This is a genomic window from Arthrobacter sp. ZGTC212, assembly GCF_002929255.1.
Taxonomy (GTDB): domain Bacteria; phylum Actinomycetota; class Actinomycetes; order Actinomycetales; family Micrococcaceae; genus Arthrobacter_B; species Arthrobacter_B sunyaminii.
The window spans coordinates 270482-297466 of the sequence record NZ_PJIJ01000002.1 but is presented as its reverse complement, the minus strand read 5'-3'; the positions used below and the strand labels follow the sequence as shown (position 1 = coordinate 297466).

The window sequence follows — 26985 nt, the reverse complement described above, 5'->3', positions numbered from 1 at the left end:
ATCTCGGGAGCTTCCCGGCCGGCATCCTAGTAAGCTTGAACGCCGGAACAGACAACCGCCAGCCAGTGTCAGGAGCAGCATTTTGGAGAGCGCGTCGGAAAACAGGTCGGGGGCCGACGGCGGCTCAGCCGGCACTCCTCCCCGCGGCCTGAGGGAACGCAAGAAAGCCCAGGTGCAGGCCCAGCTCGTGACAACAGCCTGGGAGTTGTTCGCCGAGCATGGGTTCGCGGCCGTCACCGTGGACCAGATTGTGGAAGCGGCAGGAGTTTCCCGCAGTTCGTTTTTCAGGTACTTCGATACCAAGGACGCCGCGCTGTTCCACAACACGAGGCTTGCCCTGGACAACATGGAAGCGGATTTCGAATTCCGCAGCCGCAGCACCCCGCCCCGGCAGGCCCTTCATCAGTCCCTGCTGCAGGCCGCGACGGATTACGAGCCTAGGCGGAGCGAATACCGGACCCTCCGCCGGCTAATGCGGGAGGACCGGGTGCTGCGCGCAAGCGCTGCAGCGTACAACCAGTCGCTCCTGGCAGAGATGACCTCGACCTATCTGCGGCAGCTGGGCCAAGGTGACGAGCTCGCCGCGCGCGTGGAGGTGGCGGTCATGTGGGCGGCGGCAACCGTCGCCCTGGAATCGTGGGTCCGGGCCGACGGGGAAGACCTGCTGCCCCTGACTGTCCGGGCCCTGGCTGCCCTGCACCAGGACGCCTAGGCACGCAGGCTACCTGGGCGGGCCGGACCTACAGCACAGAGATGGCCCGGTCGCTGGGCGCCACCGGGGCCGGCAGACGGGTGGAACCGGTCAGCCACTGGTCCACCGCCGCAGCACAGGCACGCCCTTCGGCGATCGCCCAGACAATCAGTGACTGGCCGCGGCCGGCGTCACCGGCGGCAAAGACGCCCGGCGTCTTCGTCATGTAGTAGCCGTCGCGCACCACGTTGGAGCGCTCGTCGAACTCGGCGTGCACCTGCTCGGCCAGTCCGGCCGGTTCCGGACCGGTGAACCCCAGCGAGAGGAACACCAGGTCAGCCGGAATAACCCGCTCGGTGCCGGCTTTGGGGACGCGCCGTCCGTCCACGAATTCTGTTTCGGCGATCCGCACGCCGGTCAACTGGCCGTTCTCACCCACGAATTCCACGGTGGAAGCCAGGTAGGTGCGCTCCCCGCCCTCTTCGTGTGCGCTGGCAGTTTCGAACAGTGTCGGGTACATCGGCCACGGCTGATGTGCGGCGCGCTCCGCCGGCGGCTGCTTGCCAATGGCCAGGGTGGTGACGGACGCCGCCTGCTGGCGGTGCGCGGTACCCAGGCAGTCCGCACCGGTGTCGCCGCCGCCGAGGATCACCACATGCTTGCCCTCGGCGGAAATGGAGTTCTTCACGCGTTCCCCGGCCACGGCACGGTTTGCCTGCACCAGGTATTCCATCGCGAAGTGCACGCCGTTCAGTTCGCGGCCGGGGATGGGCAGGTCCCGGGGCACGGTGGCTCCGGTGGCCACCACCACGGCGTCGTACCGCCGGCGCAGCTGTTCCCAGCTGATGTCACGGCCCACTTCAACGCCGGTGCGGAAGCGGGTGCCTTCAGCGCGCATCTGGTCGAGGCGGCGGTCGATCTGCGCCTTTTCCATCTTGAAGTCGGGAATCCCGTAGCGCAGCAGGCCGCCAATCTTGTCATCGCGCTCGTATACGGCAACGGTGTGCCCGGCGCGGGTGAGCTGCTGGGCCACGGCCAGTCCCGCAGGTCCGGAGCCGACGACGGCGATGGTTTTGTCCGTGAGCCGCTCGGGAGCGTGCGGGGTCACCCAGTTTTCATCGAAGGCCTGGTCAATGATCGAGACCTCAACCTGCTTGATCGTCACTGCCGGCTGGTTGATGCCCAGCACGCAGGACGATTCGCACGGTGCGGGGCACAGCCGTCCGGTGAACTCCGGGAAGTTGTTGGTGGCATGCAGCCGTTCAATGGCTTCACGGCCCTTGTCCCGCCACATCAGGTCATTCCACTCCGGAATGAGGTTTCCCAGCGGGCAGCCCTGATGACAGAACGGAATGCCGCAGTCCATGCAGCGTCCGGCCTGCGCCTTCAGCACGCCCTTCTCCTGGGCTTCGTACACCTCTTTCCAGTCCATGATGCGAACGGGAACAGGCCGGCGCGGCTGCGTTTCGCGGTCGCGTACTTTCAAGAATCCGCGTGGGTCAGCCACCGGTTACCTCCAAGATTTTGGTCCAGGCTTCGGCGCCGTCGGGGTCAAGTCCCGCTTCGACGGCGGAGGCGCGGGCGTCGAGCACAGCAGCGAAGTCACGCGGCAGCACCTTGGTCATTCGGGCAACTGTGCCGGTGAAGTCCTCCAGCAGGGCGGCCGCCAGTGCCGATTCGGTTTCTTCCACGTGCCGGATCAACAGACCGCGGACAATGTCCGCGTCCTCGGCGTCCAGCGGCTCCAGGCGCAGTTCGCCCTTTTCCAGTGAGTCCTTGTTGATCCGCTCGGGGCGGATGTCCAGCAGGTACGCGGTGCCGCCGGACATGCCGGCACCGAAGTTCCGTCCCGTGGGCCCCAGGATCAGCGCCTGTCCCCCGGTCATGTATTCGCAGCCGTGGTCACCGATTCCTTCGACCACTGCCGTGGCACCGGAATTGCGGACCAGGAAGCGTTCACCCACCTGCCCGCGCAGGAACATTTCTCCGCTGGTGGCGCCGTAGCCGATGACGTTGCCGGCTATGACGTTGCGGGCGGCGTCAAAGACGTTGGCGCGGTCCGGCCGGACAATAATCCGCCCGCCGGAAAGGCCCTTGCCGACATAGTCGTTCGAGTCTCCGAGCAGGCGCAGCGTGATGCCGGCCGGCAGGAAGGCACCGAGCGACTGCCCCGCCTGGCCGGTGAGGGTCACGTCGATGGTGTCGGTGGCCAGCGTATCGATGCCGAACGTCTTGGTCACCGTGTGCCCCAGCATGGTGCCCACGGACCGGTCGGTGTTGACCACGTCCAGCGTGATGCGCACCGGATTCCGGTTGGTCAGGGCGTCCGCGCTCATTTCGATCAGCTTGTTGTCGAAGTGCGCATCCAGATCATGGTTCTGCTTCACCATGTTGCGCATCGGCGCGCCGGGTTCGACGACGTCGGCGCCGCGCAGGATCGGCTCCAGGTCCAGTCCGTCGGCCTTCCAGTGGTCCACCGCGGCCTTGGTGTCCAGCAGTTCGGTGTGCCCGATGGCTTCTTCGAGGGAACGGAATCCCAGTTCGGCCAGGATTTCGCGCACTTCCTCGGCCAGGAACTCGAAGAAATTGACCACAAATTCGGGCTTGCCGGAGAACCGTGCCCGCAGTTCGGGGTTCTGCGTGGCTACGCCCACCGGACAGGTGTCCAGGTGGCAGACGCGCATCATGATGCAGCCGGAGACCACGAGCGGAGCGGTCGCGAAACCGAACTCCTCACCGCCCAGCAGCGCGGCAATCACGACGTCGCGCCCGGTCTTGAGCTGGCCGTCCACCTGCACCACCACGCGGTCGCGCAGGCCGTTGAGCATCAGGGTCTGCTGCGTTTCGGCCAGTCCCAGTTCCCAGGGCGCTCCGGCATGCTTGAGCGAGTTCAGCGGCGAGGCGCCGGTGCCGCCGTCGTGGCCGGAGACGAGAACGACGTCGGCCTTGGCCTTGGTCACGCCGGCCGCCACGGTGCCGATCCCCGCTTCGGAGACGAGCTTGACGTGGACCCGGGCGCTCGGGTTGGAGCGCTTGAGGTCGTAGATCAGCTGCGCCAGGTCCTCGATGGAGTAGATGTCGTGGTGCGGCGGCGGGGAAATGAGGCCGACGCCGGGCGTGGAGTGCCGGGTGCGGGCCACCCACGGGTACACCTTCTGCGCCATCAGCTGGCCGCCTTCGCCGGGCTTGGCGCCCTGGGCCATCTTGATCTGGATGTCCTCGGCGTTGGTGAGGTACAGGCTGGTGACACCGAAGCGGCCCGAGGCCACCTGCTTGATGGCGGAGCGGCGCTCCGGATCCAGCAGCCGCTCAGGATCTTCGCCGCCCTCGCCGGTGTTGGACTTGCCGCCGAGCCGGTTCATGGCAATCGCCAGGGTCTCGTGGGCTTCCTGCGAGATGGAGCCGTAGCTCATGGCGCCGGTGGAGAAGCGCTTGACGATGCTGGCGACGGATTCTACTTCCTCCAGCGGAACGGCAGGCCGCTCCCCCTTGCGGAACTCCAGCAAACCGCGCAGAGTCATCAGGTTCTTCGACTGGTCATCAACACCGTTGGTGTACGCCTTGAAGATGTCATAGCGGCGTTCGCGGGTGGCGTGCTGGAGCCGGAACACGGTTTCCGGATTGAACAGGTGCGGCGGTCCTTCGCGGCGCCACTGGTATTCGCCGCCGTTCTCCAGCGGACGGTGCGGATCCTCGATTTCGTCGTCGGGGTAGGCGCTGGCGTGCCGGGCGGCTGCCTCGGCGGCGATGACGTCCAGGCCGACGCCGCCGAGCTGGGTCTGCGTTCCGTGGAAGAACTCGTCCACCATTTCCTGTCCCAGGCCCAGGGCCTCGAACGTTTGGGCGCCGCAGTAGGAGGCAACGGTGGAGATGCCCATTTTGGACATGATCTTCAGAACGCCCTTGCCCAGGCCCTTGATCAGGTTGGCCACGGCCTCTTCCCGGGTGACCCCGGTGATGTCGCCGTTGCGAACCAGTTCCTCGCAGCTTTCCATGGCCAGGTACGGGTTGACCGCCGAGGCGCCGTAGCCCATGAGCACTGCCACGTGGTGCACCTCGCGGACATCACCGGCTTCGACCAGCAGGGAGATCTTGGTGCGGTTGGCGCTCTTGAGCAGGTGGTTATGCACAGCGGAGAGCAGCAGCAGGGACGGGATGGGCGCCCACTGGGCGCTGGAATCCCGGTCCGAAAGCACGATGTACTCGATGCCGCGGTTAACGGCACCGGAGACCTTTTCGCAGATTTCCGCGATCCGGGCACGCAGTTCGGACTCGCCGCCCTGCGGCCGGTACAGTCCGCGGACCTTGAGCGCGATCTTTTCGCCGTCGGCGTTGGTCAGCTTGGCAATCTTCGCCAGCTGGTCATTGTTGATGACGGGAAAGTTCAGGGCCACCTGGTGGGTGCGGACCTGGCCGGGGGCCAGCAGGTTCCCCACCGGTCCGATGGAGGCACGCATGGAGGTGACCAGTTCCTCGCGGATGGAGTCCAGCGGCGGGTTGGTGACCTGGGCGAAGGACTGCACAAAGTAGTCAAAGAGCAGCCGCGGGCGCTGGGAGAGCACGGCGATGGGGGTGTCCGAGCCCATGGCGCCCAGGGGTTCGGCACCGGTGCGGGCCATGGGGCCCAGCAGGATGCGCAGCTCTTCCTGCGTGTAGCCGAAGGTGCGCTGTCGCCGGTTGATGGAGGCCTTGGTGTGCAGCACGTGTTCGCGTTCGGGCAGCTCTTCCAGGGAAACCTGGTTTTCCTTTACCCACTCCGCCCACGGATTGGCAGCGGCCATCTCCGCCTTGATTTCGGCGTCCTCGATCAGGCGGCCGGCGCCGGTGTCCACCAGGAACATCTTGCCCGGGGAGACACGGCCCTTGCGGACCACCTTGGCCGGATCAATATCCACGACCCCCACCTCGGAGGCGAGCACCACCAGTCCGTCCTCGGTCACCCAGTACCGTGCCGGGCGCAGGCCGTTGCGGTCCAGGACCGCCCCCACCTGGTTGCCGTCGGTGAAGGATACCGCAGCCGGGCCGTCCCACGGTTCCATGAGCGTGGAATGGTACTGGTAGAAAGCGCGGCGGGCCGGATCCATGGTGGCGTGGTTCTCCCAGGCCTCGGGGATCATCATCATGATGGCGTGCGTGATCGGCCGGCCGGAGAGCATCAGCAGCTCGGCAACCTCGTCAAAGGACGCCGAGTCCGATGCGCCGGGGGTACAGATGGGGAACAGCTCTTCCGGCGTGTCCCCGAGCAGCGGGCTCTTCAGCTGGGACTGACGGGCGCGCATCCAGTTGCGGTTGCCCTTGACCGTGTTGATCTCGCCGTTGTGCGCGATGGTTCGGAACGGCTGGGCCAGCGGCCAGGACGGGAACGTGTTGGTGGAGAACCGGGAGTGGACAATGCCCAGCTTGGTCTTGAAGCGCGGGTCGGAAAGGTCGGGATAGAACGGTTCAAGCTGCGCGGTGGTCAGCATGCCCTTGTAGACCATGGTCTTGGAGGACAGCGAGGGGAAGTAGACGCCGAACTTGTTCTGTGACCGTTTGCGGACGCGGAAAGCGCGGGCGTCAAGGTCGGAGCCGTCGCCGTCGGCCGGTGCCAGGAACACCTGTTCAAAGTGCGGCATGCAGGCCCGGGACATGGCGCCCACGAGGTCCGCCACCACCGGCACTTCGCGCCAGCCCAGGACCGTCAGGCCCTCGGACTCCGCCATGGCCTCGACGCCGGCGCGGGCGGTGTCCTGTTCCCGGGCTTCGGAGGGAAGGAACGCGGTGCCGACGGCGTAGGTTCCGGGGGCCGGAAGCTCAAACCCGGTGACGGCACGGAAAAACTCATCAGGGACCTGGGTCAGCAGGCCGGCGCCGTCGCCGGTGCCTTCATCGGCACCTACGGCGCCGCGGTGTTCAAGGTTGCGCAGGGCGGTCAGAGCTGCATCCACGATGTCGTGTCCGGGCTCTCCGCGCAGAGTGGCGATAACGGCCAGTCCGCAGGCGTCCTTTTCATTCTCGGCACGGTAGAGACCGGAATCAGCCGGGAAGTTGGCGAAGCGGGTGAACGGCGAGAGTACAGGTGTGCCTGTGCCGCCGGGCGGAAACGGTTCAGTCATGAGAGGTAAGTCCTTCCCCCTGATTGAGCGGTGGGAGGGGACGACGCTGGCCCCACGGCGGAAGGTGAAACGTTCCGCGGTGTCTTGAGTGTTCACGGACAGGCCAACGGTGTGGTTCCCGCGGCCCCGTCCGGGCGGCCACGGCGATGTGGCAGGAGCACCCGCCGCGAGGGTGGCCCGGGCCGGTGCTACTTGGCAGTACCCGGTGTCCCGGGCCGGCGAGAATCAGTGTCCTCGCTTTTTGTCTCTGCGAGATTAGCACGCGCCTGTTCCGATGATGCACCGGATTCGGAACCAAAAGGTTCTGTTTCCGTCTTGTTACCTGACTCACCTTCCGCCGTCGCGGATTCCGGCTCGTGCCCGGGGAGGTACAGGGACCCTTCCTGCCCCTTTTTGGCGCGGATTGTCAGGAAAATGAACATCGCCACAGAGAAGACAAGCAGTCCAATGCTGGTCCATACGTTCAGCCGTTGTGTGACGCCGAAGAACGTAATCATTTCAGCGTCGTCGATCCGCAGAATCTCGATCCACAGCCGGCCCAGGGTGTAGTAGGCAGCGTAGATCCAGAACAGCCGGCCGCCGCGCAGCCGGAATTTTTTGTCCAGGGCAAGCAGCAGGACCACTCCGGCGAGGCACCAGAGCGACTCATAGAGGAAGGTCGGATGGAACAGGGTTCCCGGTGCTGTTCCATCCGGAAAGTTTGGATTGTTCGCGTCGATTTCCAGCCCCCAAGGCACGTCCGTGGGGCTGCCGAAGAGTTCCTGGTTGAACCAGTTGCCCCAGCGGCCCACGGCCTGGGCCAGCAGCAGACCGGGCACGCCCGCGTCGGCGAAGGTGGAGAGCTTAATGCCGGCGCGCCGGCAGCCGACCCAGGCTCCCACGGCGCCCAGGGCCACCGCACCCCAGATGCCCAGCCCGCCCCGCCAGATCTGCGGAATCAGGGAGAGGTCACCGTTGGCACCGAAATAGGCGGCGGGCGAGGAGATGACGTGGTACAGCCGTCCGCCGATGATGCCGAACGGGATGGCCCAGATGGCAATATCCCACACGGCCTCCTCAGGCAGTCCACGGCGCTTCCAGCGCACCGACGTCATCCACAGGGCCAGGATGATGCCCGCCAGAATGCACAGTGCGTAGGTGTGGATGGTCAGCGGTCCCAGCGAGAAGCTGCTGAAGTCCGCGGGCGGGCTGGGAATGCTGGCCGGGGCAATCACGGACGTCAGGTGCATTAGTTGCTCTTTCGGGTTCCGGTGCTGAGTTCACGGGTCAGGTCCGCCACGGCGGGGACACCGCCGTCGCGCAGTGCGGCCACCAGGGCGGTGCCCACGATCACCCCGTCCGCGTACGCGCCGATTTCACGGACATGGCCGGAGTTGGAGACTCCCAGGCCTACGCAGACGCGCTCCGCGCCTGCCGCGCGGGCAGCGGAAACGACGTCCTTGGCGGCGGTGCTCACTGATGTGCGTGCGCCGGTGACGCCCATGATGGACACCGCATAGACGAAGCCCCGGCTGGCCGCGACGGTGCTTTTCATGCGTTCGGGGGTGGACGACGGCGCCACCAGGAATACCCTGTCCAGTCCGTACTTGTCCGAAGCCGCCATCCACTCCGACGCTTCATCCGGGATAAGGTCCGGGGTGATCAGCCCGGCTCCCCCGGCTTCAGCCAGGCGGCGGGAAAACTCATCCACACCCATACGGACAACGGGGTTCCAGTACGTCATCACCAGCACGGCGGCATCGGTGGCGGCAGTGATGCCGGCGACGACGTCGAACACCTGGCTGACGCGGAAACCGTGCGCCAGCGCCTCGGTGGTGGCGGCCTGAATGACGTGGCCGTCCATGACCGGATCGGAGTACGGGATGCCGACTTCAATCAGGTCTGCGCCGTTCCGGGCCAGGGCAATGCCGGCGTCGATGGTCTCCTGCACACTGGGGAAGCCTGCGGGCAGGTAACCGATCAGCGCCGCGCGGCCGTCAGCGGCGGCGCGGTCAATGGCGGCAGCGGACTTGCTGACGGCAGCAGTGCCCGCGCCGGATGTGTTGTCGACTGCGGTGCTCACAGCTGTTCCCCTTCTTTGCCGATTTCTGCTTCGGCTGATGTGTCATCCAGCAGGTTGAACCATTCAGCGGCCGTCGCCACGTCCTTGTCCCCGCGGCCGGAGAGGTTCACGAGCACGATTTTTCCTGAAACGTCGCCGTCGGCGGCCTCGGCTGCCAGCCGCTGCCCAACCTTGATGGCCCCGGCCAGCGCGTGTGCGGACTCGATCGCGGGAATGATGCCTTCGGTGCGGCAGAGCAGCTGGAAAGCGTCCATCGCCTCGCTGTCGGTGATGGGCTCATAGGAGACCCGCCCGATGTCGGAGAGGTAGGAGTGTTCCGGGCCTACGCCGGGGTAGTCCAGGCCGGCGGAAATGGAGTGGGATTCCACGGTCTGGCCGTCTTCGTCCTGCATCAGGTAGGACCGGGCGCCGTGCAGCACGCCGGGGCGGCCCAGGGTGATGGTGGCGGCATGGCGGCCGGTTTCCACGCCGTCGCCGCCGGCCTCAAACCCGTAGATCTTCACGTCCGGGTCATCCAGGAAGCCATGGAAAATGCCGATGGCGTTGGAGCCTCCGCCGATGCAGGCACACACGGCGTCAGGGAGCCGGCCCGTCTGTTCCAGGATCTGGGCGCGGGCCTCTTCTCCGATGACCTCATGGAAGAACCGCACCATGGCCGGGAACGGATGAGCTCCGGCAGCGGTGCCGAGCAGGTAGTGGGTGTTGTCCACGTTGGCGACCCAGTCGCGCAGCGCTTCGTTGATGGCGTCCTTCAGCGTGGCCGAGCCGTGGCTGACGGGGATGACGGTGGCGCCGAGCAATTCCATGCGCGCTACATTCAGGGCCTGCCGGCGGCAGTCCTCGGCGCCCATGTACACCACGCACTCCAGGCCCAGCAAGGCGGCTGCCGTGGCGCTGGCCACGCCGTGCTGCCCGGCGCCGGTCTCGGCGATGATGCGGGTCTTGCCCATCCGCTTGGCCAGCAGCGCCTGCCCCAGGACATTGTTGATCTTATGGGAGCCGGTGTGGTTCAGGTCCTCGCGCTTGAGGAACACCCGGACACCGCCGGCATGCCCGGCGAAACGCTTGGCTTCGGTGAGCAGCGAGGGCCGGCCGGAATAGTTCTTGTTCAGGTCCGCAATCTGGGCGCGGAACTCCGGGTCAGCCTTGGCCTTCTCGAAGGTGTCTTCCAGCTCGTCCAGCGCGGCAATCAGGGATTCCGGCATCCAGCGGCCGCCGTACTCCCCGAAGTACGGGCCGGAGGCGTGGCGCAGCGAACCGTGAACGTTCAGGAACGCTTCAGCCACCTCTTCCGTGACGGTTCCGGCCGCGGCGCGCTGCGCCTCGTCCGCAGGGGCGGTGTCAGTGGAAGTGACTGGTGACCCGGCGTCAGCATGTGCTGAGCCGGTCTGGTCCGGATTCCCGGTCATGGGGCTGGTTCCTGTCCTGCTTTGGTCCGGACGGCGGACCGCCCGGACAGGGAATATGTTGCTCTGTCGGCCTGCCGTCAGTCCTTGCCGTGCATCTGCCGGGCGGCGATGGCCTTGCGGCCGGTCAGGGTGAAGTCGGCGATAGTAGCCGCCGGATCATTGTGCCGCACCAGGGCTTCGCCCACCAGGACGGCGTTGGCGCCGTCCGCAGCGTACTGCTCGACGTCAGCGGCGTCCCGGACCCCGGATTCAGCGATCACGAGTGCACCTGCGGGAATGCTGTCGGCCAGCGGTGCGAAGACCGAACGGTCAACGTCCAGGGTTTTCAGGTTGCGCACGTTAACACCAATGATCCTGGCGCCAACGGCGACGGCGCGTTCAACTTCGTGCTGCGTATGAGTCTCCACCAGAGCGTTCATGCCCAGCTCGTGGGTGAGTGCCAGGAAATCCTTGAGCTGCGCATCGTCCAGGGCTGCCACGATGAGCAGCACCAGGTCGGCACCGTGGGCGCGGGCTTCCCAGATTTGGTACTCGTCAACGGTGAAGTCCTTGCGCAGCAGCGGGATCCGCACCGCGTCCCGGACGGCATCAAAGTCAGCCAGGGAGCCGCCGAAGCGGCGCTGTTCGGTGAGCACGCTGATGACTGCTGCACCGCCGCGTTCGTAGCTTGCTGCCAGCGAGGCCGGGTCGGCAATGTCCGCGAGGGCGCCCTTGGAGGGGCTGCTCCGCTTAACCTCGGCGATAACCCGGAGTTCGCCGCGGGGGTTGTCATTGCCGCCCAGAGCAGCAAAGGCGTCCAGTGCGGGAGCGGCCGCACGGGCGCGCTCCCGCATCTGTTTCAGCGGAACGGCTTGCCGGCGCGCCTCGAGATCCTCGGCGACGCCGGCAATGATGTCGTCCAGGACGCTCATGATTTAGTGGCCGCTGTTGGAGAGTTTCGAGCCGCCTACGCCATAGCCGGCCTTCTTCATGATGAAGCCGACCACCAGGCCGAGGGCAATGACGCCCAGGCCGATGCAGAACCACAGCACGCTGGCGATGATGAAGCCAACGCTGGAGATTCCGGCGCCGACAATCATGATCAGGACACAGGTCCAGGCTGCGGGCGTATTGCCGTGGCCGATGGTCTCATCATGGATGCTGGCGTGACGCTCGGCTTCATTTTCGGGCTTGGTGTCAACGTTGCTGCGGGTGGCGTTTGAGCTCATGGTAAATCTCCTCTGTACGAATCAGTTTCCATTCTGCCATTGACTGGCGGAAACTCTTTCACGTGTTGCGGTGCTTTAACGATTCCGGCGGGCGCCGGTCTGGCGGGACTGTGGTTCAGCGGTAGTTCGTGGGGTCATCCCCGCGCGTCAGCCGGTCCCAGCTGTCGATTTCATCAACCGGCTCCGGGCCCTCGTCACTGTTTCCGGCGTCGGGCGAAGCGGGGTCCGTCGTCGTGCTTTCCGATCCGGGAGCGGCGGGCGGCGTCGTGCCGGCCGCCGGGGCCGGTGCGTAACGGCGCGAGGACTTCCAGCTGCGGCTGGCGATAGCCAGCCAGACGCCGGTGAGCGCGATCAGGACACCTGATACCAATGCCGCCCACGGCATGCCCGTGAGCGTAACCACGGTGCCGGCTGCTCCGCTGACACCGATCGCCTGTCCGATGGCTCCGGCGGCGCCCTGGGCGGGATCGCTGATGACTGTCCAGCTGGCGGCAGCCACGCCGATACCCGAGACCACCAGGATCACGCTGACAATCCAGCGGGCCACGGACCCGGCAATCGAGGCTGCCAGGCCTGCCGTAATGGCGACGACGGCGAAGGCCGTCACCGCGGTGGCGGCATCGGATCCTGAAACGGCCAGGTCCGGGGTCTGGACGGCCGTCGCGGGCAGCTGGACGTTCAGCCATGTGCGCGTGGTGGTGGCAAAGGCTGCGATGCCAAAGAGCACCGCCGCCATGATGACGGTTCCCTTGCGCTGCCACCGTTTGGTGGATGTGCTCACTGCGGTACTTCCTGCTCTGAGGATTGGGGGTGGGAGAAGCTTGGTGCGGCGGCGACGGTTTCCAGGCTCCGGGCAATCAGGGCAGCGCGCAGCGGCGCGGCCGCCTTGTTGACTGTTTCCTGGGCCTCGGCTTCCAGGTCGGAGTCCGCCACGATGCCGCCGCCGGCCTGGACAAAAGCTCTGCCGTCGCGCAGCAGTGCCGAGCGGATGGCGATGGCCATGTCCATGTCTCCGGCGAAGTCCAGGTAGCCGACAACGCCGCCGTAAATGCCGCGGCGGTGCGGCTCCAGCTCGTCCAGCAGGCGCAGGGCGCGGGGCTTGGGGGCGCCGGACAGGGTTCCGGCCGGGAAGGTTGCGGCCAGCACGTCATAGGCACTGCGCTGAGGCGCGAGTTCACCGACCACGGTGGAGACCAGGTGCATGATGTGGCTGAACCGCTCCACCTCCATGAACTGCGTGACGTCCACGCTGCCGGGAACGCACACCTTGGAGAGGTCGTTGCGGGCCAGGTCCACCAGCATCAGGTGTTCGGCGCGTTCCTTTTCGTCCGCCAGCAGTTCCTCAGCAAGGGCACGGTCCGCATCGGTTCCCTTGCCGCGCGGCCGGGACCCGGCGATGGGGTGCGTGATCACTTCGCTGCCGGTGACGGTTACCAGTGCCTCCGGGGAGGAGCCGACGACGGCGAACGGGTTGCCGCGGGAGTCCTCGAAGTTGAACAGATACATGTACGGGCTGGGGTTGGTGTTGCGCAGCACCCGGTACACGTCCAACGGGTCCGAGGCGCACTCCAGTTCGAAGCGGCGGGAAATGACCACCTGGAACACTTCGCCGTCCACGATGGCTTCCTTACCCCGTTGAACCGCTTTGGTGTATTCGGGTTTGGGCCAGGATTCCTTGACGCCGTCGGTGAGGGTAGAGGTGTCCACAGTGCCGCCGTGCAGCACCGAGACCGGCTGCGGAGTGGGTTCAGCCAACCGCTGCAGCATGGAGTTCACCCGGGCCACGGCGTCATGCCAGGCTTCGTCCACCCGCTCGTCGGAGCCGTCCATGTTGATGGCGTTGGCCACCAGCATCACGGTGCCGTTGGAGTTGTCGTGGATGGCCATGTCCGAAACCAGGTTCATGGCCAGTTCCGGCAGGTCCAGGTCATCAACGGGAGGGTTGGGCAGTTTCTCCCAGTGCCGGACGGTTTCCCAGCCGACAAAACCGACCAGTCCGGAGGTAAAGGGCGGCACGCCGTCCAGCCGTTCGGTCTGCAGCAGTTCAATGGTGCGGGCCACGGCTTCCACCGGGTTTCCGTCCAGCGGCACCCCGGCCGGCGGCTCGCCGAGCCAGTGGGTCCCGCCGTCGTGCGTGGTCAGTGTGGCGCGGGATGAGGCGCCGATAAAGGAGTAGCGGGACCAGACGCCGCCGGCGGCAGCGGATTCCATCAGGAAGGTTCCCGGCGCGCCCGCGGTGAGCTTGCGGTAGATGCCGATGGGTGTGTGGGCGTCGGCCAGCACGCTCAGGTGCACCGGAACCACGCGGTGTTCAGCGGCCAGGGCCCGGAATTCCTCGAGGCCGGGACGGATAACTCCAAGATCCTGCATGTGTCTGGTTTCTTTCCGGGTCAGCTGGCGGCGTCGGTCGCGGCCAGAACGGGGAGCTCCCGGCCGTCAAAGCAGGTGTGCGTTCCGGTGTGGCACGCGGCCCCCACCTGGTCCACGCGGATCAGGAGGGCGTCGCCGTCGCAGTCCAGGGCCACGGATTTGACCCACTGGACATGCCCGGAGGTATCGCCCTTACGCCAGTATTCCTGCCGTGAGCGGGACCAGAAGGTCACCCGGCCCGTGGTCAGGGTACGGTGCAGCGCTTCGTCATTCATCCAGCCGAGCATCAGAACCTCGCCGGTGTCATGCTGCTGGACGACGGCTGCCACCAAGCCCGCGTCATCGCGCTTCAGGGCGGCGCTGACCGCGGGGTCCAGGCCGGGTGCCGGCGGGAATTCGGAGGAAGAGTTTTGAGGAGACATCGTATCGATTCTAGTGTGTTTGGCCGCAGCTCACTCTCCGGGCCCGTCGCCCGCGCCAAAAAGCGCTGAACGTGCTAGTTTCAGCAGTGATGCGATACGTACAACCCTCCCGTGAAGTCCTGGCCGAAACGTTGCTTGCGGCCGGTCCTCAAGCGCCCACTTTGTGCGAAGGCTGGCTGACCAAAGACCTGGCCGCCCATCTGTATTTAAGGGAGCACAAGCCCGCCGCTGCTCTGGGGTTTTTCCTGAAACCCTTCGCCGCTAAGACGGACAGGGCCATGGAGGAAACGGCAGCCAAGGCCTCCACCACCGAGGGATACGCCAAGCTGGTCCGTGCCTTCCGCGCCGGTCCCCCGCGTCTGTCCCCCATGCATCTGAAAGCCGTGGACAACAGCGCCAACCTCGTCGAGTACTTCGTCCACACCGAAGACGTGCGCCGCGCGGGAGACCGCTGGGCGCCGCGCGCATTGGACGCCGGCTATTCGGATGCGCTGTGGGCGGAACTGATCAAGCGTGCCGCCCTGCTGTACCGCGGGGTGGACCTCGGCATTGTGCTGGTCCGCCCGGACGGACCGCGGCACGTTGCCAAGCGCGCTCCGGTGTCCGTAGCGATCATCGGTGAGCCGTGTGAGCTGCTGATGCACGCCCACGGCCGCACCAAGCAGGCACTGGTGATGTTTGAGGGCCAGCCGGACGCCGTCGCGCTTCTGGAAAGCGCCGATATCGGGATCTAGGCGCCGCTGGAATCCGACCGGTGGAAGCTGATTCCCTGCCGCCGCCAAGTCACCATGGCTGGTTGGCGGGCCCGATCGTGAACTCATTCACCGTAGTATCCGGAGGCAGGTCGAGTGCGTAGGCGACGACGTCGGCCACCCGCTCGGGACCGATCCCGTACCGCTGATACAGGGCCTGGGCACCTTTAGCGGTTTTCTCATCGCTGATCGTCTCCAGCAATTCGGTGTTGATGGCTGCCGGATAGATCGTGGCGGTGCGGATGTTTGTACCTTCCGATGCGGACTCCATGCGCAGCACTTCCATGAAATCGCGCAGGAACCATTTCGTTCCCCCGTACACAGCGCCGCCCGGGTACGCTTTCAGGCCCGCAACGGACGAGGTGGCTATAACGTGGCCGGACCGCTGGCGGGTGAAGACGGGCAGCACCGCGGCAATGCCGTTGAGCACACCGGTCACGTTCACCTCCACCATCCGGTGCCACTCATCGGTCTTGAGCGCGGACAACGGGCTGTTGGGCATCAGGCCGGCGTTGAGGAAAACGGCATCCAAACCTCCGAACGCTTCCTGAGCCAGGCTCACGATCTCATCGTTTGAGGCCTGCACAGTGACGTCCAAGACCCGGCTCACCGCTTCCCCGCCGGCCTCCTGGATCTCCGTGATGATTCGGTCCAGCTTGTCTTCGCGCCTCGCGCCCAGAACAACTTTGGCTCCCCGGGAGGCGAGCAGCTTCGCAGTTGCTTCGCCGATCCCGGACGACGCGCCGGTGATTAGTACAACCTTGCCGGAAAGGTGGTTGGTCATCCGGTCCTCCTTGGTCACCATTCCAGTCTCCTGCCCGCCCGGCGGTTGCGGTAGTGGACGAGGCACGTACGGGGGGTGGCTGCCGCCGCAAGTACGAAGGCGCCCCGCCAAACGGCGGGACGCCTTTGCTTCTACGGGGGTGAGACCTAGATGGTGGCCGCGTCGATGACGAAGCGGTACCGGACGTCGGACTTCAGCACGCGCTCGTAGGCGGTGTTGATCTCCGCGGCGTCAATCAATTCAATCTCGGGAGCAATGTTGTGCTCGGCGCAGAAGTCCAGCATTTCCTGGGTCTCACCGATACTGCCGATGCCCGAAGAAGCAAAGGAGCGGCGGTTTCCCATCAGGGCGAACACGGAGACCGGCAGCGGCTCGGGCGGGGCGCCAACGTTGACGATCGTGCCGTCCAGGCGGAGCAGGGACAGGTACTGCTGCATGTCCACCGGAGCGCTGACAGTGTTGATGATCAGGTCAAACGTGTTGGCCAGCTTCTCGAAGGTGCCCGCATCGCTCGTCGCGTAATAGTGCTCGGCACCGAACCGCAGGCCGTCATCCTGCTTGTTCAGCGACTGCGACAGCACGGTCACCTCAGCGCCCATGGCGGCGGCAATCTTTACGGCCATGTGGCCGAGTCCGCCCATGCCGACCACTGCCACCTTCTTGCCCGGGCCGGCGTTCCAGTGTGCCAGGGGCGAGTAGGTGGTGATGCCGGCGCACAGGAGCGGAGCTGCTGCCTCGTACGGGATGCTTTCGGGCACGCTCAGGACGAAGTCCTCAACGACGACGATGGAGGTGGAATACCCGCCCTGGGTGATGGTTCCGTCGCGGTCCACGGCGGTGTAGGTTCCGGTGTTGCCCTTGAGGCAGTAATTCTCCATTCCGGCCTTGCAGTTCTCGCACTCGCGGCAGGAGTTGACCATGCAGCCAACGCCAACGCGGTCGCCGACTTTGTGGCGGGTAACGTCGGAGCCGACCTCGGCGACAGTGCCCACGATTTCGTGGCCCACCACCTGCGGATACTTGATGGGTCCCCACTCGCCGCGGACGGTGTGGATGTCGGAATGGCAGACACCGGCGTAGGCAATGTCGATCAGGACGTCGTGGGCACCGACGTCGCGCCGTTCAATGGTGGTGGGAACCAGATCATCCGTGGGCGAGGTGGCAGCGTAAGCGCGTGCGGTAGTCATACTTCTCCATGCTTTGGGGGAACAGTGCCGTAGGGCACTTAAGACACAAGTCCACTGTGACTCCGTTTATTTCCGCTGCACCCGGCGGCTGCACTGCTACCTCCGCCCAAGCCGAAAGTGAGCGCCCAAAAGAGCCGGATTAGAAATATGCGTAGGGATCGTTGAGCGCAGAAATCATGCCGGCGGCGACGATGAGGACCGTCACGACTGAGAAGGCCAAAAACGGCCACCATCGCTGAACCCACGTGCCGACCTGCCGGAATCGGAGAGTCGCATACAACGAGACGCCGGCACAGGGCAGCCACACAAAGGAGAAGATCACGAATGCAATCTCCATTTCCCCCTCGTAGCAGCCGGAGCCGTAACCGGTTTCCGGCGTGCACACCATCCGGCTGGGGTAATACCCAAGATTCATCCCGAGCCACAGGGCTGGCAGGGCGCATACCATTGCGCCTGCCAGCATCAGCACTGCAGAGCCCGCGCTCAGCACGCTTGAGCGTGTATATATCCCCATGCTGCCACCCTAGCTGCCGGGGACGCTTTAGCTTGAGCGTCCTAGCGGACCGGGAACCCGGCCTCGCGAATGGCCTGCTTAACGTCGGCGATGGCATGGTCGGGCCCGAAGTGGAACACCGACGCGGCCAAAACCGCGTCCGCGCCGGCGATGACGGCGGCCGGGAAGTGCTCCGGCCTGCCGGCGCCGCCGGAGGCGATCAGCGGAACCTTTACCGCGGCGCGCACGGCCCGGATCATTTCGATGTCGAAGCCTTCGCGGGTGCCGTCGGCGTCGATGGAGTTCAGCAGAATCTCCCCCACGCCCCGGTCGGCGGCTTCGCGGGCCCAGGCGACGGCGTCGATCCCGGTGCCCCGGCGGCCGCCGTGGGTGGTGATTTCAAACCCCGACGGCGTGGCGCCGTCGTGCGTGCGCCGCGCGTCCACGGAAAGCACCAGCACCTGCGAACCGAAGTGGCGGGTGATTTCGTCGATGACATCCGGGCGGGCGACGGCGGCGGAGTTGATGGAGGCCTTGTCCGCGCCGGAGCGCAGCAGCTTATCCACGTCCGCGATGCCGCGCACTCCCCCGCCGACCGTCAGCGGAATGAACACTTCCTCCGCGGTCCGGGAGACGACGTCGAACACGTTGTCCCGGTTGCCCGAGGACGCGGTGACGTCCAGGAACGTCAGCTCGTCGGCGCCGGCTTTGTCATACCGGTGCGCGAGCTCCACCGGATCCCCGGCGTCGCGCAGGCCCTCGAAGTTGATGCCTTTGACCACGCGGCCGGCGTCGACGTCCAGGCACGGGATGACACGGATGGCAACACTCATGGCGCGCTCCCCTAGATCCGGCAGGCGTGGATGGTGCTGACGAGGATGGCGCGGGCGCCGATGTCGTACAGCTCGTCCATGATCCGGTTGGTGTCGGTGCGCTTGACCATGGAGCGCACGGCGACCCAGCCGGAGTCCTGCAGCGGGGAAACGGTGGGCGATTCCAGGCCGGGGGTGCGGGCGGCGGCTTCGTCGAGGAGCTCGCGGCGCACGTCGTAGTCCATCATCACGTACTGCCGGGCCACCAGGACGCCGCGCAGGCGGCGGATCAGCACGTCCAGGCCGGCCGGGTGCTCGGCGTCCTTGCGGCCGATCAGCACGGCCTCGGACTTCAGGATGGGCTCGCCGAAGATTTCCATGCCGGCGGCGCGGAGGGTGGTGCCGGTTTCGACGACGTCGGCAATGGCGTCCGCGACGCCGAGTCGCACGGAGGATTCCACGGCGCCGTCGAGCCGGACCACGGAGGCGGTGATGCCGCGTTCGGCCAGGTAGGCGCGCAGCAGGCCGTCGTAGCTGGTGGCCACGCGCTTGCCTTCGAGCTGATCAATGGTGGTGAAGTCCCCCACCGGGCCGGCGAAGCGGAAGGTGGAGGCGCCGAAGCCGAGGCTCATCAGTTCCTCGGCATCCACCTGGGCGTCGAGGAAGAGGTCACGGCCGGTGAGGCCGACGTCGAGCGTTCCGGCGCCCACGTACACGGCAATGTCGCGGGGGCGGAGGAAGAAGAATTCGACGTCGTTGTCCGGGTCCACCATGACCAGTTCGCGGGTATCGCGGCGCTGGCGGTAGCCCGCCTCGTTGAGCATGGCGGAGGCGGATTCGGACAGGGCACCCTTGTTGGGTACGGCTACACGGAGCATGGGTTGCATCTTTCGCTGGAAGTTTTGTCGCTGCTAAAGGGAGTAATTCGACCGGCGGGCCACACACTGACTGAGGTCAGCGCGCGGCTAGAGATGCTTGTAGACGTCCTGCAGGGTCAGGCCTTTGGCGAGCATCAGGACCTGGAGATGGTAGAGCAGCTGAGAGATTTCTTCGGCGCATTCGGCATCAGATTCGTATTCGGCGGCCATCCATACTTCGGCGGCCTCCTCAACAACCTTCTTACCGATGCCATGCACGCCCGACTCGAATTCGGCCACGGTGCGTGACCCGGCGGGGCGGTCCTGAACTTTCTTGCTCAGCTCGGCAAAGAGGTCTTCGAAGGTTTTCACAGTGACAAGGGTACGCGGTGGCGCGGCTTTCACCCCATTTTGGCTTCGACACATGACATCTCACGTGTTGTGGGAACCTCTCCCATGTTTCGTCTTGGGTGCAGCACGGGGCTACATTGTGTGCGCTCCCGACGGCGGCATCGTCACGGACCCGGTGGATTAAAAGACTTTGGGAACCACCCCTTCGGGCGGTCCCCAACGTCCTGGTTTGCTAGCGGCTGCAAATGTCCTGGAGGCGGACCGCTGACGCCATGGCCGCGTAGCCTGCGTCATTGGGATGCAGGTGGTCACCGGGATCGAACTGGGGCCGGATGCGGCTGCGGTCACGGGGGTCCCGGACCGCGGCGTCGAAATCGATGACGGCATCAAATTCTCCGGACGTACGGATCCAGAAGTTCACCGCCTGGCGGTCCTGCTCGCCCTGGTCGCTGTAGTACCCGGCACCGCCGTAGGGGGTCAATGTGGCACCAACCACCCTGATGCCATGGTCATGGGCACGGTCAATGAACTGCCGGTAAACGGCGATAAGTGAAGCCGGGTCCAGCGCTCCGCCTGTCCGGCCTATGTCATTGATCCCCTCAAGGAGAACCACGCTCCGCACACCCGTCTGGTCAATGACGTCATCCTCGAACCGTGCCAGCGCCGAGATCCCCGCCGTACCTGCATCCTCCAACACCCGGTTGCCACTGATTCCGGAGTTGAGCACACCGCATTGCCGGGCCTCGGGCCGACGGAGCAATCGGTCGGCAACCTGATCGGGGTACCGCCGATTGGCATCAACAGTCGAGGCATATCCGTCTGTGATCGAGTCGCCGAAGAAGACCACCGAACCGAGTGCGCTTGAAGACGTGTCTATTCCTTCCAGGAAGTACCGCGACGTGTCCAGCACGTCATACGACTCCGCTGGGTCGGAGGTTGCGTTTCCTGCCGCACGGTACGACGTCGCCATTCCAAGGCTGTGGACGGACGCCGGTCCTGTTGGGCCGGGCAGATACATGCTGACGGTGAGATCGGAGTTGCTTTCCACCGGCAACCGCACCGGATCGGAGACCCACTCGGCACCCGCAGGGATAGTCACTGATGCGGCGCCGTCGAACGTCACTTGACGAAGCTGGCCCGGGTCCGGGTCCTCTGCGGCAGAGCCGGGATATACCGTGGCTGACCCAACCACCAACGGGGTGGTGCCGAAATCGTTACTGATCCGGATCCGCAAGCTGTCTCCCCCGACGGACAAATGGGCGGTCTGCCGGAGTGTGGCGTCGGTAAACCCGCTTCCGGAGATGCTGTCCGCCGTTCCGGCGGGTGTCATGGCGGCAGCCCAGCTGCCGATCCATTGTGTTGAGGACCGTGTTCGCCCCGTAACGTGGTCCGGGCCGACAGCGTTGGAGCTGGCTTCATCACCCGGGATTGGTGCTTGGTCGGTTTGATTTGTCATCACCGCACCAGCCGTTGGGAAGCTCAGTGCAGCGGCTAAAAGACCGGCCATGAAGAAACCGGACAGAGTGGTTGGTGGTTTCATGGTGCACTCCTTTGTGCTCATTTTCCGGGTGGCAGGGGGCCAGCCGTGCGGTCACGCTAGCACCGGGATTTGTCGCGGGAATGCAGCAGAGATCAAGTTGCCTCAGCAAAACCAGGGAAACGGGCCACACGGTTGTTTTGAACGGTTCTGTCTCTGAGTGTGGGAGTCCGCGCTGATGTTCTACTCCGTCTGGGAGCGCACCTTCCCCGGCGGCGCGATGAGATGAGTGAAAAAGTTCCCGACACCATGTCGGTATAATATTGCCGGCAGACAGGATTCCCTTGTCCGCGGAACTATTGGAAGGACACCCATGTACGTAGTGGTCAACACCCTGGAAGTCGGCCCGGAAATGGCTGAGGCCTTTGAAAAGGCCTTCATCGACAGCATGGTCCATCTGGAAGGCGTCCCCGGCCTGGGCCGCAGCACGCTGATGCGTCCCGAGGGTAAGAGCAACACCTACCTGTCGACGATGGAATTCGACTCCAAGGAAGACTTCTTTGCGTGGCTGAAATCGGATTCCTTCAAGGCCTCGCATTCCGATGACCAGGCTCCGGGCATGCAGGCACCTAACGCCGTCGCTTCCTACACCGTCATCAAGGACACCGCAGCCTAGGCCGACGCCGGTCCGCTCCCAGCCCCGGCGCCCCGCTTTAGCTTTCTTCGATGTCCGAAAACAGCGCCTTGAACGTTGTTCCCGTCGCAGTCAACTGATCGAACAGATCGGCAGCCGCCGTGGTCGTCACGGCGGCTGAGGCGTCGTCGTAGCTGTCGAAATAAAGGTCCAGGGTCCGGTGGGCCGGAGTGGGAGAGCCGTTTTCCTTGGGCCAGACCTTCCCTGCCTCATACCGGCGCAGCTTCGGCAGTTGCTTGGCACTGTCTTTGATGCCTATGTACGCGGACTCGAAGGCTTCGGGATCACCGGGGTTGTCGATGACGAAGGTGATTTTGGTGGGCATGCTTCTCTCCTGTTCAGATAGGGAGGTACATCGTGCCCGACGGCGGCAAACCAGACAACAGTGATCCGGTCCTGATGGATCGGGAGGCTGGCCTGGCCGGCGCCGGCCTGCATCAATGTCAGAGACCATCATTGCTGACTCGATAGAATTGATCGCGCTCAGCAGTTACCCCAGTAATGAGAACGAGGCGGCAGAATGGCCAACCACCCAACTCCCGAACGCCCCGAACCGACGCCGATCCCCAACCCGAGCCGGACCCTCACCGTGTGGGAGGACGGGGTGCAGCTGGACTTCACCTTCGCGGACTGCATGAAGTACCACGGCCCGGGCTTTCCCGGCGGAGTGGCGCATGCCTTCGCTGCACTGGGACGGGCGTTGCCGGAGCTCGCAGCCCGCAGTGGAAACGGCAGGGTCGAGCGCCGCGATATCCGCGTGCGCACCCCGTTCGGAGGGCCCGGTGCCCGGGATGCTTTCGAGCTCGTCACCCGAGCGGTCACCGGGGAGCGCTACGCGGTGCTTCCTGAACTGGCCCGCCCCGAGCGGGGCAACACCCTGGCCCGTTACGTCTTCGAGCTGAGCACCCCGGAGGCCTCTGTGACCTGCGTGCTCCGGGATGACGGCATCGTGGCGGATGAGTTCATCGAACTAACTGCCAAGCCTGACAAAACTGCCGCCGAACTGGCGCATCTGGAGGTCCTCAAGCTTGAGATGCGCGACCGCATCCTTGAGCGCGATCCTGCCCGCGTCTATGACCTGGAATAACCAGGCGCGGACCAGTTACCCGGTGTTAGACCACCACGAGCTCAGATCCGTCGGTCTTGTAGCTGGACATTGCGGCGCTCTGGATTGCCGGGTCCTCGTAGGTGTTCCAGTAATACGTCATGGTGCGGGCCGAGAATAGACCGGTGTAGGTGGTCTTCTCGAACTCCCCGTCCCCCATGGCGGCGCTGCCCTCCACCATCGCGACCTGCTGGAGGGTATGGAACGCCCGGCTGACGTTCTCCTCCTCAGTGGTTTTCTGCGGATAGTGCGCGTTGACGTAGGCCGCGCGCACAAACCGCGACGGCGAATAATAGTCGCCGGGAATCCCCCGCATCAGCGAACCGGATCCGAACGGAACCAGGTGTGCCTGGTTGAGCACCACCTCTTCCGGAAAGTCGGGTGACGCGTTGAGGTAGTTGCGCAGGTTTTCATGGTGCCAGTTGAAGCCGGGCTGATTCGCCAGAACATCGACGTCGTTGTGGAACACCTGCATACCCTCGCTCGTGTGCTCCACAACAATGGCACGCTTGGAATCCCCAATAATCCAGTGCAGCAGCGAGCTCGGGTACTTGTCATTAATCGGCCGGTCCACAATGACGACGCTCTCCAGTGCCGCCTCCACCTCGTCAACCGTGGCGAACTGGGAGGCTACCCAGAGCGGAAATTCAAAGGCGGGAACATTCGTCTTGCCCTCGACGGGTTCGGGCGCATACTGCGCATAGCCCGGGAAGTTGAGCCCGCCAACGGCCAGGCCTGCATCATTGCCGCAGTCAAAGTAAAGCGGCGTGTCCTCCTGCACAATTCCCATGCCCATAACGGTGTGCTGAATCTTCGGCACCGCGCCAAACGGCGACTTCGTGGCATATCCGGTGGGCGTGAGCACCACCCGCTCCCCAAAGTCGGACGTCCAGTCGAGGTTGCGTGCGAAATAGAGGTTGCCGCTGCCGTCCGTGAACCTGATGCCTGTGCACATGTTGCTGCTCCCTGTCATGGCGAAACTCCAACGAAGCTCCGCCTGCTCGGTGGTTCTGCTGCAGTGTTCAGCCTAGGTCCGGACCCTCCGCCCGCGGCAGGCTTCCCCGCCGAATTCGACGCATCCTTGACCAGTTTGGGGGGGTGCAGGGCCTTACTGGCCGTGAAGTTCGAATGAGAACCGATCTCTGACGGTCGGTTCTACCGCTCCGCAGCCTCCGCCACTGGGGTACGCCGCGCCCAGACCAGCACGGGAATGAGCAGCAGCGCCAGGATACCGCCGGACAACGCGAGCGTGGCGTAGCTGGTTCCGGCCATGACGACGCCGGACAGCATGCCGCCGCCGGCTCCGGCCAGAGCCACCAGCACATCGATTCTGCCCTGCACCTGCGGACGGATTTCCGGCGCGGTGTGGTCGACCACCAGTGCCGTGCCTGCGATGAGGCCGAAGTTCCAGCCCAGGCCCAGCAGCGCCAGGGCGAGGATCAGCAGGCCCAGCGATTCCCCCGGCGCCAGGGCCGCCGTGACGCCGGCGAGCAGCAGGGTTACACCCGCAGCCGCCGCCATGGGAAGCCGGCCCACCCGGTCCACCAGCACGCCGGTCACCAGGGAGGGCAGGTACATCGCCCCTATATGAATGCCAATTACGAGGCCCACGTCGGACAGTCCGTGATGGTGGACCCGCATGTGAACCGGCGTCATGGTCATGATCGCCACCATGGCGATCTGAGTCAGCACCATCACGGCTGCGCCGGCATAGGCTCCGTTTCCCGGCCGCGCCGGAGCCGGAGCCGCCGCACCTGCGGCGGCGGCGCCGTCGTCGGCCGCTGTCGCGTTCAATCTGCGGGCGAGCAGGAACGGATCGGGGCGCAGCAGCGCCAACAGGACGACGCCGGCTGCCAGGTACGCTGCTCCGGCCAGCAGGAAGGGACCCGCCAGGGCAGGGATACCCAGGCCGTCGGCCAGGCGGCCCATGGGCGTGACCAGGTTGGGACCGGCCACCGCGCCGAGCGTCGTGGAGACCATGGCAATGCTGATTGCCTGGCCGCGACGCGCCGGCGGCGCCAGATCAGTGCCCGCATAGCGGGCCTGCAGGTTGGTGGCGGTGCCCGCCCCATAGACGAAAAGCGCGGCAAACAGCAGCGCCGGGCTGTCGACGACGGCGGCCAGGACCACTCCCAGGGCACCCGCTCCGCCGGCGGCGAACCCGGCCCCGAGGCCCACCCGCCGGCCTGACCGCTGGGTCACCCGCCCCACGAGGTACGCGGTCAGCGCGGAGCCCAGGGTGAACAATCCCGCGGGCAGACCGGCGAGGCCGTCAGAGCCGAGCATCTCCTGCGCCAGAAGCGCGCCAACCGTGACGCCGGCGGCCAGTCCTGCCCCGCCGAGGACCTGGCTCATGATGACCACTGTCAGGGTTCGGCGCTGAACGCGGGCACGGGTCGCCTCATCGAGGGCGGCCGGTCCCCCGGCGTCAGGCGGGCGGTTCACTGCGGTACCGCAGAAGCAGTGTGTCGCCGCCGCGGAGGACCTGCACCAGTTCCAGGCGGCGCGGCGGCGCTGCCTCGGGTGCTCCGGCGGTGATGCGCAGGGCGTTGCCTGCCGCCAGAAGCGGACTGATCGTCAGGCACAATTCATCCACGAGGCCCGCAGCCTGAAAGGAGCCAAAGAGCTGCGGGCCGCCCTCACAGAGCACCCGGTCAAATCCTCGTTCCGCGAGGGCAGCTGCGGCATGGTCAGCCTCCACGGTCCGCTCCCCCGCCACGACGACGTCGGCAACGCGTTCCAGCGCGGCCATCCTGCCTGCCGCGGCGGTGGCTGCGGTCAGGATCAACGGCCGCACCGGAACCTGCTCGAAGAGCGGTCCGTCCGGATCCAGGTCCAGCCGTCCGGAGACGATCGCGACTGCCGGATGGGAGGCCATTCCGCGGGCGGTACGCCAAGCCTGGCTTTCCGCTCCCAGAAGTTCTCCCACATATCCTTCGGCGCGTACCGTGCCCGCCCCCACCAGAAGCACGTCGGCGGTGCGCCGGAGCAACCCGAACACCCGGTGGTCCGCGCCGTCCCCCAAGCCGCCGGAACGCCCGGCCACTGCCGCGGCGCCGTCAGCTGATGCCACAAAGTTGAACCGGAATTGAGGCCTGCCCGGCGGTGCCTGGGGCATATCCCACGCATAGGCTGCCAGCAGGTCATCATCGCTGAGCTGCCTGGCAGAACCTGCAGCGGTAATCGGCACGGTCATGCCGGCACGGCCGTCTCGTTGAACTCGCCCATATTGTGGCGAAGATAGGCGGGAGCCCGCCAGCCGAGGATGGCCTCGGTCATACGGATGGCGCTGGATGCGGCGGGAACGTTGTGCATCCGAAGGATTCTGGCGCCGTTCATGATGCTGGCGACGCCTGCAGCCAGGGATCCCTCCACTCGATCCGGTTTCGCTGCATCAAGGGTTTCGCCGACAAAGTCCTTATTGGAGACCGCAGCCAGCACCGGATAGCCCAGTGCCGCAATGTCGGCGAGGCGGCGGGTGAGTTCGAGGGAATGGAGGGTGTTCTTGTTGAGGTCGTGGCCCGGGTCGATGATGATCTTCTCCGGGGAAACCCCCAGGTCCTGGGCATATCCGACCCGCCGCCGCAGGAACTCCGCCACTTCAGCGACCACGTCACCGTACTGCGGACGGGGATAGGCAGTGCGCGGAGCCGCCAGACTATGCGTGACCACCAGATGCACGCCGGCGTCTGCGGCTACACGGGCCAAATCAGGATTGGCCAGGCCGGTGGTGTCATTGATGACGGTGGCGCCGGCGGCGATGGCCGCTTCGGCAACTGACGGCAGGAACGTGTCCGCGGAAATGATCACGTCGGAGCTCGCCCGAACAGCCTGGATCACGGGGACCACCCGGGAGATTTCCTCCGCGGCGGCCAGTGCCGGTCCGGGGGCAAACGGAACACCGCCGATATCCACCCAGTCCGCACCGTCGTGCACCGCCTGTACCGCGGCGCCTACTGCCGCATCCAGCGCAAAGGTGCGTCCGGCGTCGTAAAACGAGTCCGGGGTGCGGTTGATGATGGCCATGAGCGCCACCTGTCGGCGGAAGTCGAGCGTGCGTTCCCCTATCTGCCGGACGGGGTGCAGCAGGGGCGGTTCATACGCGCCTGCGGGCTGGTCCGGGTCCGGGTCATCATTGACGCTGGCGTTGACGCTGTTGCCGGCAGCGGATGCCGGGCGAGACAAACTCATGCTTGCATCCTACGGCGCGGCGGCG

Annotated in this window: 26 protein-coding genes; 4 read left to right on the top strand and 22 right to left on the bottom strand. The window is 65.5% G+C overall.

Features of this window, described 5'->3' with window-relative positions:
* Window positions 1-82: 82 nt before the first annotated feature.
* Window positions 83-712 carry a TetR/AcrR family transcriptional regulator gene (locus CXQ89_RS08025; RefSeq protein WP_181032263.1) on the top strand — a complete coding sequence of 210 codons (630 nt, stop codon included), beginning with the start codon at window positions 83-85 and terminating at the stop codon, window positions 710-712.
* 28 nt (window positions 713-740) lie between these two features.
* Here CXQ89_RS08025 and CXQ89_RS08020 read toward each other — a convergent pair whose 3' ends face one another.
* The 10 genes from CXQ89_RS08020 to hisI form a co-directional block, all read right to left on the bottom strand.
* Window positions 741-2198 (bottom strand): glutamate synthase subunit beta, encoded by a 1458-nt coding sequence (locus tag CXQ89_RS08020; RefSeq protein ID WP_104054505.1) that lies wholly within the window; start codon window positions 2196-2198, stop codon window positions 741-743.
* Entirely contained in the window at window positions 2191-6786 is a 4596-nt protein-coding gene (gltB, locus tag CXQ89_RS08015; RefSeq protein ID WP_104054506.1) for a glutamate synthase large subunit, read from the bottom strand. Before gltB ends, CXQ89_RS08020 begins: the two co-directional genes overlap by 8 nt.
* Before the next feature lie 188 nt (window positions 6787-6974).
* Window positions 6975-8015 carry a prolipoprotein diacylglyceryl transferase gene (lgt, locus tag CXQ89_RS08010; RefSeq protein WP_104160880.1) on the bottom strand — a complete coding sequence of 347 codons (1041 nt, stop codon included), beginning with the start codon at window positions 8013-8015 and terminating at the stop codon, window positions 6975-6977.
* Window positions 8015-8848, bottom strand: coding sequence for a tryptophan synthase subunit alpha (gene trpA / locus CXQ89_RS08005; RefSeq protein ID WP_104054508.1), 834 nt, complete (start codon window positions 8846-8848; stop codon window positions 8015-8017). Before trpA ends, lgt begins: the two co-directional genes overlap by 1 nt.
* Entirely contained in the window at window positions 8845-10257 is a 1413-nt protein-coding gene (trpB, locus tag CXQ89_RS08000; RefSeq protein ID WP_237685137.1) for a tryptophan synthase subunit beta, read from the bottom strand. The genes trpA and trpB overlap by 4 nt, the downstream gene beginning before the upstream one ends.
* Before the next feature lie 77 nt (window positions 10258-10334).
* Window positions 10335-11168 (bottom strand): indole-3-glycerol phosphate synthase TrpC, encoded by an 834-nt coding sequence (gene trpC / locus CXQ89_RS07995; RefSeq protein WP_104160879.1) that lies wholly within the window; start codon window positions 11166-11168, stop codon window positions 10335-10337.
* 3 nt (window positions 11169-11171) lie between these two features.
* A complete protein-coding gene (locus CXQ89_RS07990; RefSeq protein ID WP_104054510.1) occupies window positions 11172-11465 on the bottom strand; it encodes an HGxxPAAW family protein in 294 nt (97 codons plus the stop codon).
* A 115-nt stretch (window positions 11466-11580) separates the two neighbouring features.
* A complete protein-coding gene (locus CXQ89_RS07985; RefSeq protein WP_258059970.1) occupies window positions 11581-12246 on the bottom strand; it encodes a Trp biosynthesis-associated membrane protein in 666 nt (221 codons plus the stop codon).
* The gene (locus CXQ89_RS07980) at window positions 12243-13835 is read right to left on the bottom strand and encodes an anthranilate synthase component I (RefSeq protein ID WP_104160878.1); all 1593 of its coding nucleotides are present in this window, start codon (window positions 13833-13835) and stop codon (window positions 12243-12245) included. Before CXQ89_RS07980 ends, CXQ89_RS07985 begins: the two co-directional genes overlap by 4 nt.
* 20 nt (window positions 13836-13855) lie before the next feature.
* On the bottom strand, window positions 13856-14257 hold the full coding sequence (gene hisI / locus CXQ89_RS07975; RefSeq protein ID WP_104160877.1) for a phosphoribosyl-AMP cyclohydrolase: 402 nt from the start codon (window positions 14255-14257) through the stop codon (window positions 13856-13858).
* 89 nt (window positions 14258-14346) lie between these two features.
* Here hisI and CXQ89_RS07970 point away from each other — a divergent pair, with 89 nt between their 5' ends.
* Window positions 14347-14991, top strand: coding sequence for a TIGR03085 family metal-binding protein (locus CXQ89_RS07970; RefSeq protein WP_104054513.1), 645 nt, complete (start codon window positions 14347-14349; stop codon window positions 14989-14991).
* 49 nt (window positions 14992-15040) lie between these two features.
* On the opposite strand, the gene CXQ89_RS07965 is transcribed toward CXQ89_RS07970, so the two are convergent.
* The 7 genes from CXQ89_RS07965 to CXQ89_RS07935 form a co-directional block, all read right to left on the bottom strand.
* Complete coding sequence (locus CXQ89_RS07965; protein WP_104161405.1) at window positions 15041-15793, bottom strand: SDR family oxidoreductase; 753 nt, start codon at window positions 15791-15793, stop codon at window positions 15041-15043.
* 146 nt (window positions 15794-15939) lie between these two features.
* The gene (locus CXQ89_RS07960; RefSeq protein ID WP_104160876.1) at window positions 15940-16980 is read right to left on the bottom strand and encodes an NAD(P)-dependent alcohol dehydrogenase; all 1041 of its coding nucleotides are present in this window, start codon (window positions 16978-16980) and stop codon (window positions 15940-15942) included.
* A gap of 139 nt (window positions 16981-17119) precedes the next feature.
* On the bottom strand, window positions 17120-17494 hold the full coding sequence (locus CXQ89_RS07955; RefSeq protein WP_146067211.1) for a hypothetical protein: 375 nt from the start codon (window positions 17492-17494) through the stop codon (window positions 17120-17122).
* A gap of 41 nt (window positions 17495-17535) precedes the next feature.
* The gene (gene hisF, locus CXQ89_RS07950; RefSeq protein WP_104160875.1) at window positions 17536-18306 is read right to left on the bottom strand and encodes an imidazole glycerol phosphate synthase subunit HisF; all 771 of its coding nucleotides are present in this window, start codon (window positions 18304-18306) and stop codon (window positions 17536-17538) included.
* 11 nt (window positions 18307-18317) lie between these two features.
* Window positions 18318-19163 (bottom strand): ATP phosphoribosyltransferase, encoded by an 846-nt coding sequence (hisG, locus tag CXQ89_RS07945; protein ID WP_104160874.1) that lies wholly within the window; start codon window positions 19161-19163, stop codon window positions 18318-18320.
* 87 nt (window positions 19164-19250) lie between these two features.
* The gene (locus tag CXQ89_RS07940) at window positions 19251-19514 is read right to left on the bottom strand and encodes a phosphoribosyl-ATP diphosphatase (protein ID WP_104054518.1); all 264 of its coding nucleotides are present in this window, start codon (window positions 19512-19514) and stop codon (window positions 19251-19253) included.
* Between the two features lie 211 nt (window positions 19515-19725).
* Window positions 19726-21033 carry an SGNH/GDSL hydrolase family protein gene (locus tag CXQ89_RS07935; RefSeq protein WP_219815576.1) on the bottom strand — a complete coding sequence of 436 codons (1308 nt, stop codon included), beginning with the start codon at window positions 21031-21033 and terminating at the stop codon, window positions 19726-19728.
* A 310-nt stretch (window positions 21034-21343) separates the two neighbouring features.
* On the opposite strand from CXQ89_RS07935, the gene CXQ89_RS07930 reads away from it, so the two are divergent.
* Window positions 21344-21646, top strand: coding sequence for an antibiotic biosynthesis monooxygenase (locus tag CXQ89_RS07930; protein WP_104054520.1), 303 nt, complete (start codon window positions 21344-21346; stop codon window positions 21644-21646).
* Window positions 21647-21683: 37 nt separating this feature from the next.
* Here the strand turns inward: CXQ89_RS07930 and CXQ89_RS07925 are convergent, their stop codons facing one another.
* A complete protein-coding gene (locus tag CXQ89_RS07925) occupies window positions 21684-21989 on the bottom strand; it encodes an EthD family reductase (RefSeq protein ID WP_104054521.1) in 306 nt (101 codons plus the stop codon).
* Window positions 21990-22184: 195 nt separating this feature from the next.
* On the opposite strand from CXQ89_RS07925, the gene CXQ89_RS07920 reads away from it, so the two are divergent.
* Window positions 22185-22751 (top strand): hypothetical protein, encoded by a 567-nt coding sequence (locus CXQ89_RS07920; protein ID WP_104160873.1) that lies wholly within the window; start codon window positions 22185-22187, stop codon window positions 22749-22751.
* 25 nt (window positions 22752-22776) lie between these two features.
* Here the strand turns inward: CXQ89_RS07920 and bsh are convergent, their stop codons facing one another.
* From bsh to folP, 4 genes are all read right to left on the bottom strand, one after another.
* Entirely contained in the window at window positions 22777-23742 is a 966-nt protein-coding gene (gene bsh, locus CXQ89_RS07915; protein ID WP_219815575.1) for a choloylglycine hydrolase, read from the bottom strand.
* 182 nt (window positions 23743-23924) lie between these two features.
* Window positions 23925-25214, bottom strand: a complete 1290-nt coding sequence (locus CXQ89_RS07910) for an MFS transporter (protein ID WP_258059968.1) — start codon at window positions 25212-25214, stop codon at window positions 23925-23927.
* A complete protein-coding gene (locus tag CXQ89_RS07905) occupies window positions 25198-25965 on the bottom strand; it encodes a pyrimidine reductase family protein (protein ID WP_104160872.1) in 768 nt (255 codons plus the stop codon). Before CXQ89_RS07905 ends, CXQ89_RS07910 begins: the two co-directional genes overlap by 17 nt.
* A complete protein-coding gene (gene folP, locus CXQ89_RS07900) occupies window positions 25962-26960 on the bottom strand; it encodes a dihydropteroate synthase (protein ID WP_104160871.1) in 999 nt (332 codons plus the stop codon). Before folP ends, CXQ89_RS07905 begins: the two co-directional genes overlap by 4 nt.
* Window positions 26961-26985: the final 25 nt, after the last annotated feature.